The following is an 18552-nucleotide window of genomic DNA, read 5'->3' as shown; positions in this document are numbered from 1 at the left end:
TTAGTTGGCATAATATTGATTGCGCTTTTGTGAGAATTTCGCCAACTGTTTTAGGAAGCCTTCAAAATAGCTTTTTTCAGCCTCTTCGGTACGATAACCGGCGTACAATGTCCGTCTTAAACCTTCAGGTGAAACACAATCTAAACGTCGAGAGGTCACCCAACCTTTTTGTTCATATTCATTTACCACCCAATCTGGTAATGCCGCAATACCACGACCACTTGCAACCAACTGAATCAGCATCTGAGTCAAATCTGTCGTACGGACGTGTTTAGGCTGAATATTGGCCGGTAAAAATAATTTCGCCATGATATCTAAACGATGTTTATCGACCGGATAGGTAATCAGCGTTTCTTCTGCTAATTCTTGAACAGTCACATTGGTCGCACGAACCAATGGATGTGTATTTGACAATACCAAACGAGACTCATATTCAAAGATAGGGAAATATTCCACGCCTTTTAAATTAATCGGATCTGCCGTAATCAGAAGATCAAACTCGCCCGTTTGTAATAGTTCATGCGGATTGGCTTCAAAGCCAGAGGCAAAGTCCAAATCTACATCGGGGTATTGCTGACGGTAGACATTCAATAACGGCATCAGCCAGTCAAAGCAACTATGACATTCTGAAGAAAAAATAATTCGGCCAGTTTGACCATGCACAATACGTGTAATGTCCGATTGCGCAATTTGAACTTGCGGCAAAATGTCATCGGCAAGGCGTAGTAAACGTTGCCCAACATTCGAAAAGGTCACAGGACGTGTCCGTCGGTTCACCACCTCTACCCCATACCAATGATCAAGCTCTTTCAACTGATGTGAAAGCGCAGAAGGCGTTAAACACAGATCATTAGATGCAGCGACCAAAGAACCATGTTCTCTGAGTGCCAATAATGTTTTGAGATGGCGTAATTCCAACATAATGAGTTCCACAAACGACATACTGAATGAGCTGAAAATCAGTATTTTTAAATTATATTTATCATATCATGATATTTATGAATCATATTCATCATAAATTTTATTTAACTATTTTTTATTCACATGAATATACTTCATCAAGTTTTACTGAATCATCTTTAGCTAATGTGTTTTTTTCACATTACAAATCAGGTAATTTTTTTCCACAATGCGGGCAATATGCATACTGCTCACGCTCCTGCTTTAATGATTCCTCTTTTTGCTCACGTAACAATTGCCAAATAATATCCTGTGTTTGCTCACGGGTTAAACCCACTGTTTTTCGGATTTCTTCGATTTTTTCAGGCTCAAGTACAAAATCAATTTCACGATTTTGAATCAACTCACGAAAACTGAGTTCTAATTGTTGTTTGCGTTGCTCCAATTCATGTGCCAAACCATTGGCTAAAATACCTGCTGGCAATGCTGCCAAGCCAACCCCTAATATCGTAATCATTGCACCTAATATCCGCCCAACAGGGGTTATCGGTGTTACATCGCCATAACCGACCGTCGTTAAAGTAACAACAGCCCACCACATGGACGCAGGAATAGAACTAAAGACCTCTGGCTGTGCTTTACTCTCAACTAAATACACCCCAGCTGCGGCCATAATAATCATAATAAATAAAATAAAAACAACAGCTTGAAATGAACCTTTTTCACGTTCAATGACACGTAACAAAATTTGCAACGACACAAAATATCGAGTTAATTTTAATAAACGCAGTAATCGTAAAATACGTAAAAAACGCAAATCAAAATGGACAAAGAAATTTAGATATGCAGGTAAAATTGCCAATAAATCAATAATTGCGCCACCACTTTTTACCCAATTCAAACGATTACGCCAAGCGGAGTAAAATGGGTCTTTATCTGCAATCGACCAAAGCCTCAATACGTATTCAACACTAAATACAATGATTGAAAAATTTTCAAAAAAATCAAAGTAAACTTGATAAGACAAATAAATATCATTGACCGATTCGAGTAAAACCGCAGCAGCATTACCTAAAATCAGCAATATCAAAGCATAGTTGAGAAAATGACTAAATTTAGTTTCATAATCATCATTATGTAAATTGTTATAGACAAATTTACGCAGTGAATACCATGCACTAAAAGTCATAATTCAAATCGTTAGCAAATTAACTTGCTACAGTGTAAACCATCGCTTAGGAAAAATACGAATCCTTTAGACAGTCTACTGTTAAATCTATTGAACGATATTAACCACACTTTATTCATCAGTATTTTTCGTATGCACCATATATCCATTATTCCACAAATAATAAAGCCAAACGAACTTGGTCATATCCCATGCGTGGACTGGTTAACTCCACAATTGGACGCAACTTAACCGTGCCGTCATCATTATAATGTGCTGGGTCTTGTCGCTTCGCCAAGCGTTTATAGATTTTACGCACCTGCTCAACCACATCTTCTCCCGGATGTGCCACCGAGATATCTAAACCTTGCTCTTTTTGCAGACGAGCCAAATGGTTAATAATGGTGGCTGGTGTTAAGCCACGCTCCACTGCAATATCTTGAATTTCATAACCTTCTTCAAACAATTCACGAGTTTGATCTAAAGTCGCTGTGGCAAAACTTTGTTTCGCACCAGTTTTGGCAATTTTCTTTTCATTGCGCTCGATTTCCACTTCATTCAGTGTTCCGCCACAATGGCGAATAAAGGCTTTGTGTTGTACTGTTAAATCAGCCTCTGCAAAATTGGTTTCCGCTTCATCAGAGAGTTCCTGAAAGCGACGATCGGCTTTAATCGCCAAACTGTCGAGTTCTAAGGCTTGTTCATTAAAGCCAAGTAAACGCAGACCATCTAATGTTTTTAAACGAGACAATGCCACATACCCCTGACCCTTTTCAAAAGTATGCGTCAAGTTAATTTCAGCCGCTGCAAGAGTCATCCCTTGAGATTTATGAATGGTGATCGCCCAGGCCAAACGCAGTGGAATTTGTTGGAAACTGGCAATGGTTTTACCATCATCATTATCGACAGACCATGTTTCAGGTTCGACCACCAAGGTCGTGCCGTCCGTAAGTTTTACTTTAGGCAAGATGCCATATTCATCATCTTCTTCAAAACCTATCACTTCACCGAGGCTGCCATTGATATAGCCCACGTCAAAGTTGTTTTTTACAAACATCACTTTGGCATTTTTCTTTAAGGTCAAAGTTTCCGGCGCACGCACTGAAGATTTTAAGGTTTCGATCAGTTTATCATTACCATCACATTGGGCATCAAACTGGCGAGATTCTTGCTCAATTTCATTTAGATGTTTATAGTTAATACTATCTACATCCATATTATGGGTATACAAGCGCGTAAAGGTTTCACCTATATTTTGTGAACTTGTCTGCCTTAAAGCATGCAAATGATCGCCCGTAATTTGCTGAGCACGAATCGCATTTAGAATATCATTGAGATAGTCATTACCCTGACGATGTTGTTCGGTCAAATAACACACGCGAAACTTCGCTTCTACCCATGCCTCAGACATAAAGCAAAACTTGTCACGGTTTAATTCACCTTTGCGTCCCACAGGGGGTAACTGGAAGAAGTCACCTGCAACAATGACTTGAATCCCCCCAAAAGCATCTTCACTGTCTTTAAAAAATTTTAAAACTTTATTCACCAAGTTTAATTGCTTGGCATGCAACATCGAAATTTCATCGATGATTAAAACTTGGGCATTTTCCAAATGCTCTTTTAAATATTTACGTTCTTTTAAGCGCTTTAACTCATCTTCGGAAATCGCATCTTTAATCCCAATCCCTGCCCATGTATGAATTGTCATGCCATTCATATGGGTTGCAGCAATCCCTGTAGAAGCCGTAATTGCCACCGGCACTTTGCGCGCTTTTAGATAATTGATGTACTGATTTAAAGTATAAGTTTTCCCTGCACCAGCCGAACCTGTTAAAAACACATTTTCGCCTGCTTTGAGCAGCTTGAGTGCAGTTTCTTGTTTCATAAGACCTATACCGTAAAAGAACGGCTATAGCCTAACGATTTTTGACTCAAAAGTTAAGCGCACAACACAGTTTCCTAAATCCGTATTTCGCCAATCTTACTTTAAGCTATTGAACCTATTTAAAAATTCTTTGGCGATATTTACTTTTTCTATTTCTGCTTGGGTATTATTTGAATACTCAAGTTGATCAAAAACCAAAATGTGGTTTTGCACATGACAGCCCAAAGTCATCGATACATGCAAAATGGGATGGTACATATGAAAAGCTACATATACTCTTGCAATGATACTGGCGCTATAACTTGATGCCAAACAATGTTTAAAGTGAATAGATTCATCAATAATTCGATCGATGGTTTTTAATTCTTCAAAGACCCAATCTTGAAAATATATTTTGTCTTCTGTTGTAAATGGCTGCCAGACTGTTGTCGCAAATTTACGCTTTAATTGAGTTAACATTTCTTGCTTTTGTTGCTTAGCATGCCAATGCACCGCCTGATGAAAGACCCCATTCCAGGTAATATTTTTAGGGACTGTATGACCTGTAGAATAAGTCGCACTAACATAGTCACGCACATATGCATCAAATACAGATACTCTTAAATTAGCATGCTTTAAATAAAATAAATTTCGAAAATCCTGCAGTTGAATTTTATGCTGTCGTAACATACTTAAAAACTGGCGATTTTCTTGGGTTTCTGGACGGATATAATCCATCAAAGCCTGCGGTAATTGCTGCGTACAACGTACTAAATGTTGCAGATAGGCCTGCATAATACGGCTCAAAGGTAGATAGACTTTTTTTATGGCCTGATCCTCTGCGCCTAACACCTGTCGCATTAAGATCAACCACTCATCTAAATACAAAATCGATGGGCTGATCACTATACGATGGTCATCATGCTGCTGATATTTTCGCTGTAAAACAAACTGTAGATTTTTTTCATGATTAAACCAATCATGTTCATGCGCAATCGTATGACAATTTTGAATAAATAAGCGCGCTGCAATAAATTGAAAATGTTGTAAGGTTGTAAGAATCAATGCGGGATGAATATGCTGCGTATCGACAAAACTTAATGCCGTCACAGCCACTCGTACATTACTGTGTTGAAAATTACGACTCAGCCAATCCAACACTTCGACTGACTGCTTGAACATCCATCGCACTGCACGGTTGTTATCGAGTAAAGGGAGTTTTCCACATTTTTTTTGCCAAATTGCTGTAGCTTGCACAAAATTACTGTGGCTTAATATGTCCTGCTCTGCCCAAACATCCCGATGCATCAAACGAATAAAACCCAACAAATTGGGACGCTCATATGCATGGTCGAGCAACAAAATAATATCTTCTATATGTTCATTTAATTCTTGTAAATTGAACCGATCTTCATAACTCAAACTCATGATCCGGTAAATCGTTGGATCTAAAAATTGTGCTGTAGCAAAACAAATCTCGTCCAAACTATCCATCAAGAGCTGTATCGGCAATATTTCAGCTTCTGTAAGTGAATGAAGCGCAAACATCTGCTCAATCTTTTGCATCAACCAATGTGGTAGACAGATTTGGCATTCGATATACGTTTGTAATAGCGGTGTCTGATAAATCTGCTGCTCTTGCATCAGCTGATCAAAAATTTGCGCTTCAACTGCTGTCATCTGTGCTAAAAACTGCTGAACACGCGCTGGCCCATTTAGATGTTGAAAAATCGACTGTAAGATCAATTGTCTAAATTGCTGTGCTTTTTCTCTGAGCAAGAGTGAATGTTGCGGCTTTAGGTCGCCAGTAAAAAAATACAATTCATGAAATAAGAAATCTTCTACTACTTCAATACATGGCACTGTCGTATGCAATTCAGCAATTTTGATGGGTCTAAATGGACTTCTAGGAAACTGATAGCCAATCGATTCACGACTTTGTAGCTGTAAGGTCCACAGTCCATTACACAGTTGAATGCGGTGCTGCTCTTGTTCAATTTTAAAGATATTTTGTGAATTGAGTGCTGTAGCAAGATCCATTTGCTCTTGATACAACTGCTTTAAACTTGGAGATATTCGAATAAGTTGCCGAGCAATATGCTCAAGCTGCGGGGTCAAGCTTTTCTTTTCCATCTTCCGCCCTAACGATCGTTGATTATTTTTCAACCTTCACTATAGTCAAAGTTTAATGCTCCGACTACTGCCATTAATCAGCCGAATAGCTGTACAAAAGGTCAATACAAAGGCGTTCAATAAAAAAATCTAAAAGCTATTGTTGTGACAAAATTCACCATAATTTTGAGCTGTGACGAATAAAAATGAATGAAGTTGAAGAGTAGTCACTATTATTGATCTGTAGAATATTGTTCTGAACGGATTTTCTTAAGCTGTTCTATCGCATTGTAAATATCTTGTTGTAGTGCCTCTCGATAGAGCTTTAAATCCTCCACACTCTGAATATGACTCAAACTTTGACGGGGTAAAAATTGAAAATAGAATGGAATGCGCTTGGGGATAATACGCTTGGGTAAAGACGGAATCACATCACCATGACGTAATAATTTATCGATTTTTTGTATTTTTAATAGTTGTTTAAACCAACGATGTTCAACAATCACACTGGCATCAAAACCCAGTTCAAAGACTTCATCTCCACCTAAAGCGGCAAAAGGCACGATATCATAATTAAATTCTTGCGCCAGTTTTAAAAAGCCATAACGTTGCTTCCAAATCAGTTGATAGGCTTCGCCTTTTCGCTTCAAAACCTCTCGACCACCACCGGGAAAAACTAAAATGGAATAACCTTGTTGCATCACTGTTCTGACATAGTCCTGAATGCCTTGGACTGCACCGAACTTTTTGACCATGCCACGCCAACCGGGCAAATAAAAATGGCTATGATCAGCGATACTGACCACAGCCACTTTATGTTCATTGTAGAGATAATCAATAATCAACGGTGAATCGAGTACACCGTAAATTGTATGATTCCCTACATACATTGCAGGTTTTGATGCATCAATATATTCAGCGCCAAAAAAGGTCGGCGTGAAATACATGCGGGATAAAGCGCTTAAACGCTTTATCCATTTTGCATCATGTTCAACCTGCAAATGTGCTGACCTTAGGCAGCATCATGTTTTTGAACAAGTACAGAACCTACTGAGTAGCCTGCACCAAATGAGCAAAGCACACCGTATTCGCCATGGTTTACTTCATTTGCTGTACGGTGCAACGCAATAATGACACCTGCTGATGAAGTATTGGCAAATTCATCAAGAATGATTGGTACAAGGTCTGGCTGAGCATGTTCTTTACCCACAACCAGTTTCAGAATCAATTCATTCATGCTGGCATTTGCTTGGTGTAACCAGAAGCGTTTTACATCTGTTGCCGCAATTTTATTGTCATCCAATTGCTTGGTGATCATTTTCGCCACTAATGGACACACTTCTTTAAATACTTTACGACCGTCTTGACGGAAACGGTTGTTGTCGATGTCAGCATCGACTTCACTCATATTTAAGTAACCGAAGTTGTTACGAATATTGTTTGAGAACTGTGTAAACAGGTCAATATCCAACACTTCAAAACCAGCTTTGGTTTCAGTTTCTTCAATGATCGAAGCCGTTGCAACGTCACCAAAGATGAAGTGACAGTCACGCATACGGAAATCTGTATGCCCAGATGTAATCTCAACGTTTACCAATAACACGCGACGAGCGCCTGATTTGATCGCGTCATAGGCTTGCTTGATACCAAAAGTTGCAGCTGAACATGCAACGTTCATGTCATAGGCATAACCCTGAATACCCAACGCAGTTTGAATTTCAATTGAAACGGCTGGATATGCACGTTGAATGTTAGAGCATGACAAGATCACAACATCGATGTCTTCAGCAGTCACACCCGCATTTTCCATCGCTTGCTTTGCAGCAGCTACGCCCCATTCCGCTTGTAGCGAAATTTCATCATTTGGACGCTCATGTAACACTGGGCGTAAACGTTTTGGATCTAAAATACCGCTTTTTTCAGCAACATAACGTGCTTTCACGCCAGACGCTTTTTCGATAAATTCTGCACTTGAACCACGGCGCGCTTCTAGCTCACCGGCTTCAATTTTTTCAGCATTGTCGCTGTTGTACTGTTCCACATAAGCATTTAAAGCTTCAACTAACTCTTCGTTAGTAATTACGTCTTCTGGATGATAAAGACCTGTACCCGTAATGCGGATGCCCATGTAAAACTCCTTTTAGAAATTACCTATATCTTAACTGATTCCGAGCTTATCCCATACTTTTTGCAAGCGGGATGGAGAAATTGGCATCTTGGTCTTCATTGGTTGAGAGAAAATAGAGATGCGTAACTCCTCAACCATGAAATACAATTCTTTAAGGCGAGTGTCATTTTTAAACTTAAATAATTTTTCCATCCATGGGTCAACTTGATCAATGGCAGAATTGTCCCTTTGTAGGTTATTTGGCAAGCGGTCTAAACGCAAGACTAATGCCTTCAAATATCTTGGAAATTCGAGCCACACATCGGAAGTTTTGCCATAAACAAAATCTGAAAGTTGCATCAAATCGAGTTGATCTTCAATGTCATCAATGTTCTTTCCAAACACAGAATCATCTAAAACCAACAATTTCCGACGTATATCCTGCCATTGAATATAGGTTTCAGTTAAAACGGCTAACGCTTGCTGCCCATGGGTTAAGAAAGATTTCTTTACATTTAAAATTAGGTTTTGGTACTCCTGCACATTGACAGGTAGCTCATTTATTGCAAGCTGAAGTGTGGCATAAACTAACATTTGCTCTAGTTTTGCTTTGTCACCTAGCGGTGAATAAGCCAATGCCAAGGGTTTAGAAATCTGTTTTTTCAACTGACGAACTAAGTCCCCCAGCTGCATATGAACCAAACGAATGATCCCTTCGCGGTGTTGTTTGACTGCTTCAAATTGGTCATTGAAGGTCTGAATCACCACACCCGATTCATCTTTGGCATCCAACTCCGCAAAGCTTTTGACTGGAACAAGCGCTTGATATTGTTTCACCACCACACCCGTGACTTTTTGTGATGCTTCGAACACAAAATTATCAGGGAAGGTTTTAAACTCACCTTTTAACTGTTTGACTGGGCTATGAGTTTCCGTACGACAGCGTGCTTTGAGTTCATCTAGATCACGACCTTGCTCAATCACACGGCCTTTTTCATCAATGACTTTGATTAAAGGCAGCAGATATTGCTCAACACGTTCCCAAGAAAAGTCCTTATCTGTGATTTGCTCACCACGCAGTTGGAACGCCAAGAAACTAAAAATATGCTCGCACAAATGCACGGCATCGACACGATCCATTAATTTACGAGCCGTATCTGGTATTGGCACCAAGTGACGGCGTTTATCCTTAGGCAGTGCTTTAAGCAAGGCTTCAATCAGGTCTTGTCGCCAACCGGGTATGCCCCATGACCAAATATTTTCATCCACTTGCGGCAAAGCTTGAACTGGAATTTTGACCGTTGCACCATCTTCATCATGACTTGGGTCAAAACGATAACTTGTAGCCAAACGCAGTTCACCATTTCGTAGGTAGTCTGGAAATTGCTGGGTCGTTGGACGGTCATTCATCCAAAGCGCATCATCATCGATAAATAAATGCCGTGGATTTTTCGGTTCTACAGTTCCACGCCAGTCTTCAAAACTACGACGACTTGCCACCTCTTCAGGCACTTTTGCAGCATAAAATTGGTAGATGGTTTCTTCATCCACCACCAAATCACGACGACGCAGTTTATCTTCAACACGCTCAACTTCTTCGAGTTTTAATAAATTGTGTTTTAAGAACGGCGGCGTAATACCCAAATGTCCCGTCGTCAACGCATCGCGTAGGAAAATTTCATGCGCCGCCGGATGATCCACTTTTTCATAATTAATCTGACGACGTGACTCAATAATCAAACCAAACAAAGAAATTTGATCATAGGCATTGACTACACCAGATTTTTTGGACCAATGAGGTTCAAAATAATGATGCTTCAATAAATCGCCAGCAGCCAATAAAATCCATTCAGGTTCAATTTTCGCCAATGTACGAAGATATACCTGAGAGGTTTCCACCATCTCAAAAGCCATGACCCAAGGTGTATTGGTTTTATGCAAAGTTGATGCAGGGAAAATGCGTGCCTTTTGCTGACGCACCGCCATGAATACATTGCGTTCATCGGTTTTGTTGGCAATAAATGAAAGTAAACCCGTTAATAGCGCACGGTGCAGATTTTCATAATTGGCTTTCTTTTCATTAAAGGACAGTTTTAAGCCCTGAGCCAAATCCACCAATTGCTCATGGGTTTTTTTCCACTCACGGAGGCGTAACCAACTGAGGAAATGGGTGCGTGCAAAGGTTCGACGCTTATTTTCACTCATGTCACGATTTGCGACTAGAGCTTCCCATAATTTAATATAGAACAAGAAATCCGAGTCAGCTTCACGGAACAAAGCATGTTTCTGATCGGCCTGCATTTGTTTATCCGCAGGACGTTCACGTGGATCTTGTACCGCTAAAGCAGCGACAATAATCAAGACTTCATTTAATACGCCAAAATGCGCTCCACCCAAAATCATCCGTGCAAGACGTGGGTCAATCGGCATTTTTGCCATTTGCTGACCAATTTTGGTTAAACCACCACCCTTCGCCGGAGGAAGTCCCCCTTTTGTAAAGGGGGATTTAGGGGGATTACTTTCAATAGAATCTCCCCCAACCCCTCTTTGCGAAAGAGGGGCTTTCCCTTTCTCAACCATCGCCCCAAGCTCAATCAAAAGCTTACGACCATCATTCACCAAACGATGATCTGGCGGCTCAATAAAATCGAAGTCTTCTAATTCACCAAAACCCAAACTTTGCATTTGCAAAATAACCGAGGCCAAGTTGGTTCGTTTAATCTCCGGTTCGGTAAATTCAGGACGACTCATAAAGTCTTCTTCTGAATACAGTCGAATACACACGCCCGGTGCAATACGACCACAACGACCTTTACGCTGATTTGCTGCCGCCTGTGATACAGCCTCAATTGGTAGACGCTGTACACGTGAGCGATAGTTATAACGGGATATCCGTGCAAAGCCACTATCAATTACATAGCGAATATTTGGCACAGTTAAGGCAGTTTCTGCCACGTTGGTGGCAATAATAATCCGTCGCCCACCGCCTGATGGATTGAAAATCTTTTGCTGTTCTGCCAAAGCCAATCGAGCATATAAAGGTAAAACTTCGGTATGTCGTGGCCCAAACTTTTGCAGTGTTTCCTGTAACTCACGAATTTCTTGTTCAGTGCTGGCAAAAATCAAAATGTCGGCATGTTCAGGATGACCTTTTTCCTGCGCATCTTGAAAACATTCTTCTACAGCTGAAACCACGGCACGAGGTAAATTTTCTTCAAAATCGTCAAATTCATCATCATCACTACCGACAATGCTCAGCTCTGAAATTGGACGATAACGCAATTCTACAGGGAAGCTTCGACCTTCCACTTCAAAAATAGGTGCCCCATTAAAGTAATTCGAGAAGCGATTTACGTCTAATGTCGCGGAGGTAATAATAACTTTGAGATCTTTACGACGTGGCAAGAGCTGTTTGAGATAGCCCATGATGAAGTCAATATTTAGCGAACGCTCATGCGCTTCATCGATAATAATCGTGTCGTATTTATTTAAGAATCGGTCATTGGCCAGTTCTGCCAATAAAATACCGTCAGTCATTAAACGAACGATGGAATCTTGTGAACCTTGTTCATTGAAACGAACTTTAAAGGAGATCGACTCCCCCAGCTTTTCGCCCACTTCTTCTGCAATACGTTGCGAAACACTACGCGCTGCTAGTCGACGGGGTTGAGTATGGCCAATCAAACCCGTTAAACCACGACCTGCAAGCATGGCAATTTGAGGCAACTGTGTGGTTTTACCCGAACCCGTTTCACCTGCCACAATAATCACTTGATGCTTTTGAATAGCTTCAATTAGTTTGTCCGCATACTGCGTAACAGGTAAGTCTTGATTTAATTTAATATTTGGAATGCGGGCAATCCGTTCGCGCACTTTCGCATTCGACTTTTCAAACAAATCTTGAAATTTTTCAGGATTGGCTTCTTTGCCTTTTTTCAGCCGACTTAAGCGATGGCGATCACGAACCATGACCAATTGATCGACATTTAACTGACTTGGCACAGATACACTTTCCTAAAAATAAAAGATTGAATTTCGCATTTTACGCTGAGCGCTTTGATAATTAAAGGTGATTCAGAGCGAATCCTTTTCACATTGCAAAAGATAATAAATCCATACACCTAAATATCAATTGAAACTGATGATCATTGACAATAAAGCATTATTTTGACAAAGATAAATGCTGTCGTAAATCACTTGATAAAATGGTGCTGTACAAAAACATCGCCATTAGTGTCACTAAAATAAAAATTAAAGCCAAACCTGAAATAAGACATGAATTTCTTCTTTTTATGAAACACATGAACAAAGAAAAAAAACACAAGATGACATTTACAATTAAATCAGTAAAAGTTCATCAGAAGTAAAACCGTTCATTTCTGTATGTCGCGTAATACCGTCAATCCCATAACCCACATACAAAAAACATCACTTAGGAAGGCTAAGATCCTGAATCCACCTGTAAAAAACAGACAATTCCTCATTACAATGCGACAATTTCTAAGCTTTAATTTCTGGTACATGGGTTATCAAACTTAAAGTAGCAAATAGAAAAACCGATATACAAAAATTTAAAAACTAAGAAAGCGATAATCCAATTGTTGCCACAAAACTGGATACTATCCTTAATAATTTCATTGATTGGAAAGTTTACCATTAGTAAAGTTAAAAACTGCAAAATGCACTGTAGGCTAAACAATCCAATTAACCAGTCTCTTCTTAGATTTAAAAACCAAATTGGGGCAAAAAGAAAACCTAGCACTGCTGCATCTTCAAAAACCAAACTATCTTCACTTGCACCACCTTGTATATTACTAAAGTAGATGACACTGCCCTTTTGGTAAAATCCTAAAACACAAAGATTTGTAGCATCGATGTGCATGGCACAAAAGCTAGCGATTAAAAGAAATATTAAAATGATCGTTTTTAAAATACTTATTTTAAAAATTTTATTTATTAAACTCATGAAATATAAAAATTAAACTAAAAACAGTAAAAAAGCAGTTCGCCAATCAACCAAGCCAACAGCCCATAATTGTGACAATAGACAATGCTGTCATAAATCAAACCAACAACTGAAGGGGATAAAATGGCATGGCTCAAAAAAACGAATTGCATGAGATTGAACAATACAAAAAATAAAATATACCAACCCCATCTATATGACAATAACAATGGAATACAAAATAACAAGCCAATACCTGCATTTATAGCAAGCATTGCATGATCATCACTGATCCCCCGTATGAAATGTATCAGTTTGCCAAATCGTACCGCCGCCTGCATATTAATATAAGCAGAATGCGCCATTGTTGCTGATCAAGCACCATGCGGAAATCAGCAAGCAGATTAAAGCAATAGATCTTATGGCTTAATTAATCATCTTAAAGTGCAATTTTTTCATAGAAATGTTCATCTTATAAATTAAAAATTTAACTTTCGAAATATTTTAAAATTTTTTTAACTTTCACCCTTGAATTTTAAGGGGTGTGACTTCATGTCTGTGTAGGACGTTTAGGGTAGTTCCTGTCATTTAATCCTCACACAACTGCGGTTAAATGAGATGAAATACTGGTCTATTGGGAAATGAGTAAATCACTATTAATTCGGATTTTCCGATATTAGTTATGTAAAAATACTATTTCAGCAATAAGAAAAATTTCTGTACCCTATTGGAAATCAAAAACAAACCTCAATCATGGAGACAATGATGAGCTTAATTAATACTGAAGTTAAACCGTTTAAAGCACAAGCATTCCAAAATGGTCAATTCATCGAAGTAACTGAAGCTGATCTTAAAGGTAAATGGTCTGTTGTATTCTTCTACCCAGCTGACTTCACTTTCGTTTGCCCAACTGAACTTGGTGACCTTGCTGACAACTATGCAGAATTCCAAAAACTAGGTGTTGAAATCTACTCAGTTTCTACTGACACTCATTTCACTCACAAAGCTTGGCACGATTCTTCAGAAGAAATCAAAAAAATCCAATACGTAATGGTTGGTGATGCGAACTGGACTCTTGCTAAAAACTTTGACGTATTAATCGAAGCTGACGGTCTTGCTGATCGTGGTACTTTCGTTATCGATCCAGAAGGTAAAATCCAAATCGTTGAAATCAACGCTGGTGGTATCGGTCGTGATGCTCAAGAACTTCTTCGTAAAGTTAAAGCAGCTCAATACGTACACGCTCACCCAGGCGAAGTTTGCCCAGCTAAATGGAAAGAAGGCGACGCAACTCTTGCTCCTTCAATCGACCTAGTTGGTAAAATCTAATCTGTATTAGATTGAACTGATTCAAAAACCACGCTTTTAGCGTGGTTTTTTTATGCCTATTATCTGCGAGTATATACATCTATACACCCTACGCAGTTCACACTTTATTCATACAACTTTAACGTACTAGCACTTTCCACATATCTGTAGATATTCATCAAGTTAGAGCTTACACAAATATAATAAAAATGCGCCGCAAACCTGATGGTCTAGACTTACATCTTTGTCGGTATTTCAGTATTTTTAACTTGAATTTTAGGTCAATTGCTTATTTCAGGAAGATGTAAGCCCATGAAAAAATATTTCGTCTCGATCAGTTTAATTTTATGTTCGTTTACGACTTTTGCCGCCGTGAACTGCGAAGGTGAAATTAAAAACCAAAGTATTCGTGAGGATATTAAAGTCAAAAAAAATTGTCAGCTTGAAGGTTTAATTGTTCATGGCAATGTGATTTTAGAAAATGGCGCTAGTGTTGAACTGCATGACAATCATATAAAAGGCAATATTGAGTCTAATAAAAATTTTACCAAGATCATTGCCAATCATAACAATATCAGTGGCAATGTCGATTTTACGACAGGGAAAAACATCCAACTCCTCAATAACCAAATTTCAGGCGACCTGAAATTAAAGAAAAATAACGGCAATATTGTTCTAAATAATAATGAAATCGCAGGTAATTTGATTTGTCTTGAAAATGCTTTTTCAATTAATGGCAGCAACAACCAAGTCAAAGGCAATAAATCAGAACAATGCCGTAGTTTTTAACTCCCCCGACACCAACAAGTGAGAATGACGCTTATGGCATTTCTTTGAACTGGCATTATTTTTATCAAATTAGTTGATAAAGAAATGAAAAAAATGTGAGATAAAACATTATTTTTTAACAATTCTGCAATACTCCACGCCCTAAATTTGTCTTAATTTCAAATGAGATAAACCTTTAACTGCAGTATGACTATAACAACGCAATAAGGGGGTGGCTTATGACAACAACTGTTGTAACTTCTTGGAAATACAGTTCTTCTTCACGTTACTTAAAAATATTTTATGCGAATGGTTCTGGGGATCTCTTTTATCCAGTTTCACCTTTTATTTATGATAATTTACTTCGATGTAGTGATAAAACGGCATTTGTCCACAAATATTTAGAATATGATCTACATTTTTCACGAGTAAGCTTACAGGGTTAAACCGCTACAAGCTCAGCGCTATAGCAACAGTATTTTTACTAATTAAAAAAAATTCGATCAAATCAGGGCTGAATGCCCTGATTTTTAGTTGCGCCAAGTCACCATAAAGAGCCCTGCGCCCACATTTAAGGTCATACTGATAAAACGATCATCCGCTTCAATGCGTTGGATAAATTCAGCGACCTCATCGGCATGTGACAGCACATTGTCCACGATCAACACGCCATTTTGAACTTGTATCAATTCAGCTAAATATGGCCAATACGCCACATACGCATCACGTTCTGCATCCAATAAAATGAAATCATAACGCTGATTTGACTGCTGTAAAAAATGCAGCGCATCGCCATGATGAAATTCAATGTATTCGGATAAAGCTAAATTTTCAGCATGCTGTTTGGCTTGTTCGATACGCGCTGCATCAATTTCAATGGTTTCGACCCGCCCTTGTGTAGACTGTGCAGCATCTGCTAACCACAGCGTGGAATAGCCTGTAGATGTTCCAATTTCCAATATCTGTTTGGCTTGTTTCAAGCGAATTTGCATAGCTAAAAAAAGTGCAGACTCAGGCTCAATATTTCGGTAACGCGCAAGTCGGTGATTTTGCGCAGCATCGTGAGCACTAAAGTCTGCATAGAGTTGTTGCATATAGTTTTTAAAATTTGCATCCATGCTCATGATTCTGTCCTTTTGTTATTTCTTTCATATTTATAAATTGAAGGGCTAAATATCTGCTCAGTGGGTTTCTTGGATCAGCTTAAAACGTGGAATTACTTCACCATCAATTTCAACGGTTTCCATAAACATCTCTAAGGGTCTGACCCACATTGAATAGTCGTCATACAAGCACTGATAGACCACAACTTTTTCACGCGTTTCACTATGTGTTGCAACATGAAAGACTTGATACAACTGACCTTTATAATGCTGATAAATCCCTTTCTTAACCTGCATGTCATTTCCTTAAAAAGTTCTCAATACAATTGCGTTGACTCTAGCATTCTCTCGCTTAAAGCGCGATGAATTCGTTTATTTTTCCACTATTTAACTTGTATTTCTCGATAGTGGCCCAATATTGACTGCATTCACATCGGTATATTCTTATGATTTAGAAAGAAATTTAATCACTTGATTTGTAAAACCGATTAATTTTATAAAAACAAACCGTTTCACCTATTTAATGGTTTGTTCTATCATTCTCTCATCAAATAAATTTACTCCTCTGGAGACGTTAGCAATGTTAGATCAAAATACTTCTGCTCAATTAAAAACCTTACTTGAACGCCTTGAAGGCCCGATTGAAATCGTCGCAACTTTAAACGGCACGGACAAATCAGACAAAATTAAAGAATTGGTGACTGAAGTTGCTGCTTTATCTGATTTAGTGACTGCACGTTTTGACGGTAACAACAGCCGTGCGCCAAGCTTTGGTATTGCAAAAGCAGGTGAAACACCACGCGTATTCTTCGCAGGTCTACCGATGGGCCACGAGTTCACGTCTTTGATTCTAGCTTTGCTACAAACTTCAGGTTATGCACCGAAAGTTTCTGACGAAGTACTGAATACCATTAAAGGTTTAGGTCTTAAAGCTGATTTTGATGTATTTGTATCACTCAGCTGCCATAACTGTCCTGACGTAGTTCAAGCACTAAACTTGATCGCAATTTACAACCCTGGCACAACTGCAACCATGATTGATGGTGCATTCTTCCAAGAAGAAGTGGAAGAACGCAAAATCATGGCTGTACCGATGGTATTCCAAGACGGCAATCACATCGGTCAAGGTCGTATGACCTTGGAAGAAATCATTGCCAAATTAGACACCAACTCTGCTGCAAAAGATGCTGAAAAGCTAAATGCCAAAGAAGCATTTGATGTCCTTGTGATTGGTGGTGGCCCTGCAGGTAATACTTCTGCAATCTATGCAGCACGTAAAGGTATTAAAACCGGTATCGTGGCTGAACGCATGGGCGGTCAGGTCATGGATACTATGGACATTGAGAACTTCACGTCGATTCAAAAGACCCAAGGTCCTAAGTTTGCTGCTGAAATGGAAGCACATGTACGTGAGTACGGTGTGGACATCATGAACTTGCAACGTGTATCAGACATCAAAGGTGCAGATCAAACAGCCAATGGTCTAGTTGAAGTAACTTTAGAGAATGGTGCAAAACTTGAATCTAAAACAGTGATTCTTTCAACAGGTGCACGCTGGAGAGAGATGAATGTTCCAGGTGAGCAAGAATACCGTACTCGTGGTGTTGCATACTGCCCACACTGTGACGGTCCATTGTTTAAAGGTAAACGTGTTGCAGTCATAGGTGGTGGTAACTCAGGTGTCGAAGCGGCGATTGACCTTGCTGGTATTGTAGAACATGTAACACTTGTTGAGTTTGATACTAAGCTTCGCGCTGACCAAGTGCTTCAAGACAAGTTAAACAGCTTACCGAATACCACTGTGATCATGAATGCATTGTCTACAGAAGTGGTTGGTGATGGTTCACAAGTGACTGCATTGAACTACAAAGACCGTGCAACTGATGAAATCAAAACGATTGAATTGGCTGGTATCTTTGTACAAATCGGTTTGTTACCAAACACTGATTTCTTAAAAGAAACAGCAGTTGAACTTTCAAACCGTGGTGAGATCGTAATTAACGAGCGCAACGAAACCAATGTAAAAGGTGTATTTGCTGCAGGTGACTGTACAACAGTACCGTACAAACAAATCATCATTGCGACAGGTGAAGGCGCGAAAGCATCATTGTCTGCTTTTGATTACATCATCCGTTCTGGTCAATAATTCAGTTTAGACAGAACAGCAAAAGCCAGTTTTCGAACTGGCTTTTTTATGACTAAAAATTCATGTCTTGTTTCATTTATAAATTAGCAATAAAACAAATATTTAACTCTCTGACGCTTTTTACTTACACA

General features: G+C 39.1%; 14 protein-coding genes. 4 read left to right on the top strand and 10 right to left on the bottom strand.

Annotation, left to right across the window (positions count from 1 at the left end; genetic code table 11):
* The 8 genes from FTT72_RS04270 to FTT72_RS04235 all read right to left on the bottom strand — a co-directional run bounded on the left by FTT72_RS04270 (position 1) and on the right by FTT72_RS04235 (position 13117).
* Positions 1-921 (bottom strand): LysR family transcriptional regulator, encoded by a 921-nt coding sequence (locus FTT72_RS04270; RefSeq protein ID WP_180116596.1) that lies wholly within the window; start codon positions 919-921, stop codon positions 1-3.
* A gap of 181 nt (positions 922-1102) precedes the next feature.
* Complete coding sequence (locus tag FTT72_RS04265; RefSeq protein ID WP_180007353.1) at positions 1103-2089, bottom strand: ion transporter; 987 nt, start codon at positions 2087-2089, stop codon at positions 1103-1105.
* Between the two features lie 148 nt (positions 2090-2237).
* Complete coding sequence (locus tag FTT72_RS04260) at positions 2238-3953, bottom strand: AAA family ATPase (protein ID WP_180003112.1); 1716 nt, start codon at positions 3951-3953, stop codon at positions 2238-2240.
* Positions 3954-4049: 96 nt separating this feature from the next.
* Positions 4050-6065: a hypothetical protein gene (locus FTT72_RS04255; protein WP_180177923.1), complete on the bottom strand. Its 2016-nt coding sequence runs from the start codon at positions 6063-6065 to the stop codon at positions 4050-4052.
* 212 nt (positions 6066-6277) lie between these two features.
* Positions 6278-7045 carry a 1-acyl-sn-glycerol-3-phosphate acyltransferase gene (locus FTT72_RS04250; protein ID WP_180108750.1) on the bottom strand — a complete coding sequence of 256 codons (768 nt, stop codon included), beginning with the start codon at positions 7043-7045 and terminating at the stop codon, positions 6278-6280.
* A gap of 11 nt (positions 7046-7056) precedes the next feature.
* Positions 7057-8172, bottom strand: a complete 1116-nt coding sequence (locus tag FTT72_RS04245; protein WP_180026928.1) for a beta-ketoacyl-ACP synthase III — start codon at positions 8170-8172, stop codon at positions 7057-7059.
* Between the two features lie 30 nt (positions 8173-8202).
* A complete protein-coding gene (locus tag FTT72_RS04240) occupies positions 8203-12120 on the bottom strand; it encodes a DUF3418 domain-containing protein (RefSeq protein ID WP_218953469.1) in 3918 nt (1305 codons plus the stop codon).
* A 538-nt stretch (positions 12121-12658) separates the two neighbouring features.
* On the bottom strand, positions 12659-13117 hold the full coding sequence (locus tag FTT72_RS04235; RefSeq protein ID WP_180106210.1) for a hypothetical protein: 459 nt from the start codon (positions 13115-13117) through the stop codon (positions 12659-12661).
* 744 nt (positions 13118-13861) lie between these two features.
* On the opposite strand from FTT72_RS04235, the gene ahpC reads away from it, so the two are divergent.
* The 3 genes from ahpC (at position 13862) to FTT72_RS04220 (ending at position 15618) form a co-directional block, all read left to right on the top strand.
* Entirely contained in the window at positions 13862-14425 is a 564-nt protein-coding gene (ahpC, locus tag FTT72_RS04230) for an alkyl hydroperoxide reductase subunit C (protein WP_078193727.1), read from the top strand.
* A gap of 291 nt (positions 14426-14716) precedes the next feature.
* A complete protein-coding gene (locus FTT72_RS04225) occupies positions 14717-15193 on the top strand; it encodes a hypothetical protein (RefSeq protein ID WP_180034674.1) in 477 nt (158 codons plus the stop codon).
* 218 nt (positions 15194-15411) lie between these two features.
* Positions 15412-15618, top strand: coding sequence for a KTSC domain-containing protein (locus FTT72_RS04220; protein WP_078189026.1), 207 nt, complete (start codon positions 15412-15414; stop codon positions 15616-15618).
* 84 nt (positions 15619-15702) lie between these two features.
* On the opposite strand, the gene FTT72_RS04215 is transcribed toward FTT72_RS04220, so the two are convergent.
* Both FTT72_RS04215 and FTT72_RS04210 read right to left on the bottom strand, forming a co-directional pair.
* Positions 15703-16296, bottom strand: a complete 594-nt coding sequence (locus FTT72_RS04215; RefSeq protein WP_180177921.1) for an O-methyltransferase — start codon at positions 16294-16296, stop codon at positions 15703-15705.
* Between the two features lie 57 nt (positions 16297-16353).
* Positions 16354-16572 (bottom strand): DUF1653 domain-containing protein, encoded by a 219-nt coding sequence (locus FTT72_RS04210; RefSeq protein ID WP_180010283.1) that lies wholly within the window; start codon positions 16570-16572, stop codon positions 16354-16356.
* A 283-nt stretch (positions 16573-16855) separates the two neighbouring features.
* Here FTT72_RS04210 and ahpF point away from each other — a divergent pair, with 283 nt between their 5' ends.
* Complete coding sequence (ahpF, locus tag FTT72_RS04205) at positions 16856-18421, top strand: alkyl hydroperoxide reductase subunit F (RefSeq protein WP_180108753.1); 1566 nt, start codon at positions 16856-16858, stop codon at positions 18419-18421.
* Positions 18422-18552: the final 131 nt, after the last annotated feature.

Origin of the sequence: Acinetobacter sp. YH01005 (assembly GCF_013420465.1) — a bacterium.
GTDB classification, from domain to species: Bacteria; Pseudomonadota; Gammaproteobacteria; order Pseudomonadales; family Moraxellaceae; genus Acinetobacter; species Acinetobacter amyesii.
The sequence above is the reverse complement of the archived record's forward strand: the minus strand, read 5'-3'. Positions and strand labels throughout refer to the sequence as shown.

Excerpts from the sequence above, each read along its gene's own strand:
- FTT72_RS04260 (WP_180003112.1), bottom strand. The coding sequence starts at position 3,953 with ATGAAACAAGAAACTGCACTCAAGCTGCTCAAAGCAGGCGAAAATGTG.
- FTT72_RS04245 (WP_180026928.1), bottom strand. The coding sequence starts at position 8,172 with ATGGGCATCCGCATTACGGGTACAGGTCTTTATCATCCAGAAGACGTA.
- ahpC (WP_078193727.1), top strand. The coding sequence starts at position 13,862 with ATGAGCTTAATTAATACTGAAGTTAAACCGTTTAAAGCACAAGCATTC.
- FTT72_RS04210 (WP_180010283.1), bottom strand. The coding sequence starts at position 16,572 with ATGCAGGTTAAGAAAGGGATTTATCAGCATTATAAAGGTCAGTTGTAT.
- FTT72_RS04240 (WP_218953469.1), bottom strand. The coding sequence starts at position 12,120 with ATGGTTCGTGATCGCCATCGCTTAAGTCGGCTGAAAAAAGGCAAAGAA.
- FTT72_RS04270 (WP_180116596.1), bottom strand. The coding sequence starts at position 921 with ATGTTGGAATTACGCCATCTCAAAACATTATTGGCACTCAGAGAACAT.
- FTT72_RS04220 (WP_078189026.1), top strand. The coding sequence starts at position 15,412 with ATGACAACAACTGTTGTAACTTCTTGGAAATACAGTTCTTCTTCACGT.
- FTT72_RS04265 (WP_180007353.1), bottom strand. The coding sequence starts at position 2,089 with ATGACTTTTAGTGCATGGTATTCACTGCGTAAATTTGTCTATAACAAT.
- FTT72_RS04215 (WP_180177921.1), bottom strand. The coding sequence starts at position 16,296 with ATGAGCATGGATGCAAATTTTAAAAACTATATGCAACAACTCTATGCA.
- FTT72_RS04225 (WP_180034674.1), top strand. The coding sequence starts at position 14,717 with ATGAAAAAATATTTCGTCTCGATCAGTTTAATTTTATGTTCGTTTACG.
- ahpF (WP_180108753.1), top strand. The coding sequence starts at position 16,856 with ATGTTAGATCAAAATACTTCTGCTCAATTAAAAACCTTACTTGAACGC.
- FTT72_RS04235 (WP_180106210.1), bottom strand. The coding sequence starts at position 13,117 with ATGAGTTTAATAAATAAAATTTTTAAAATAAGTATTTTAAAAACGATC.
- FTT72_RS04255 (WP_180177923.1), bottom strand. The coding sequence starts at position 6,065 with ATGGAAAAGAAAAGCTTGACCCCGCAGCTTGAGCATATTGCTCGGCAA.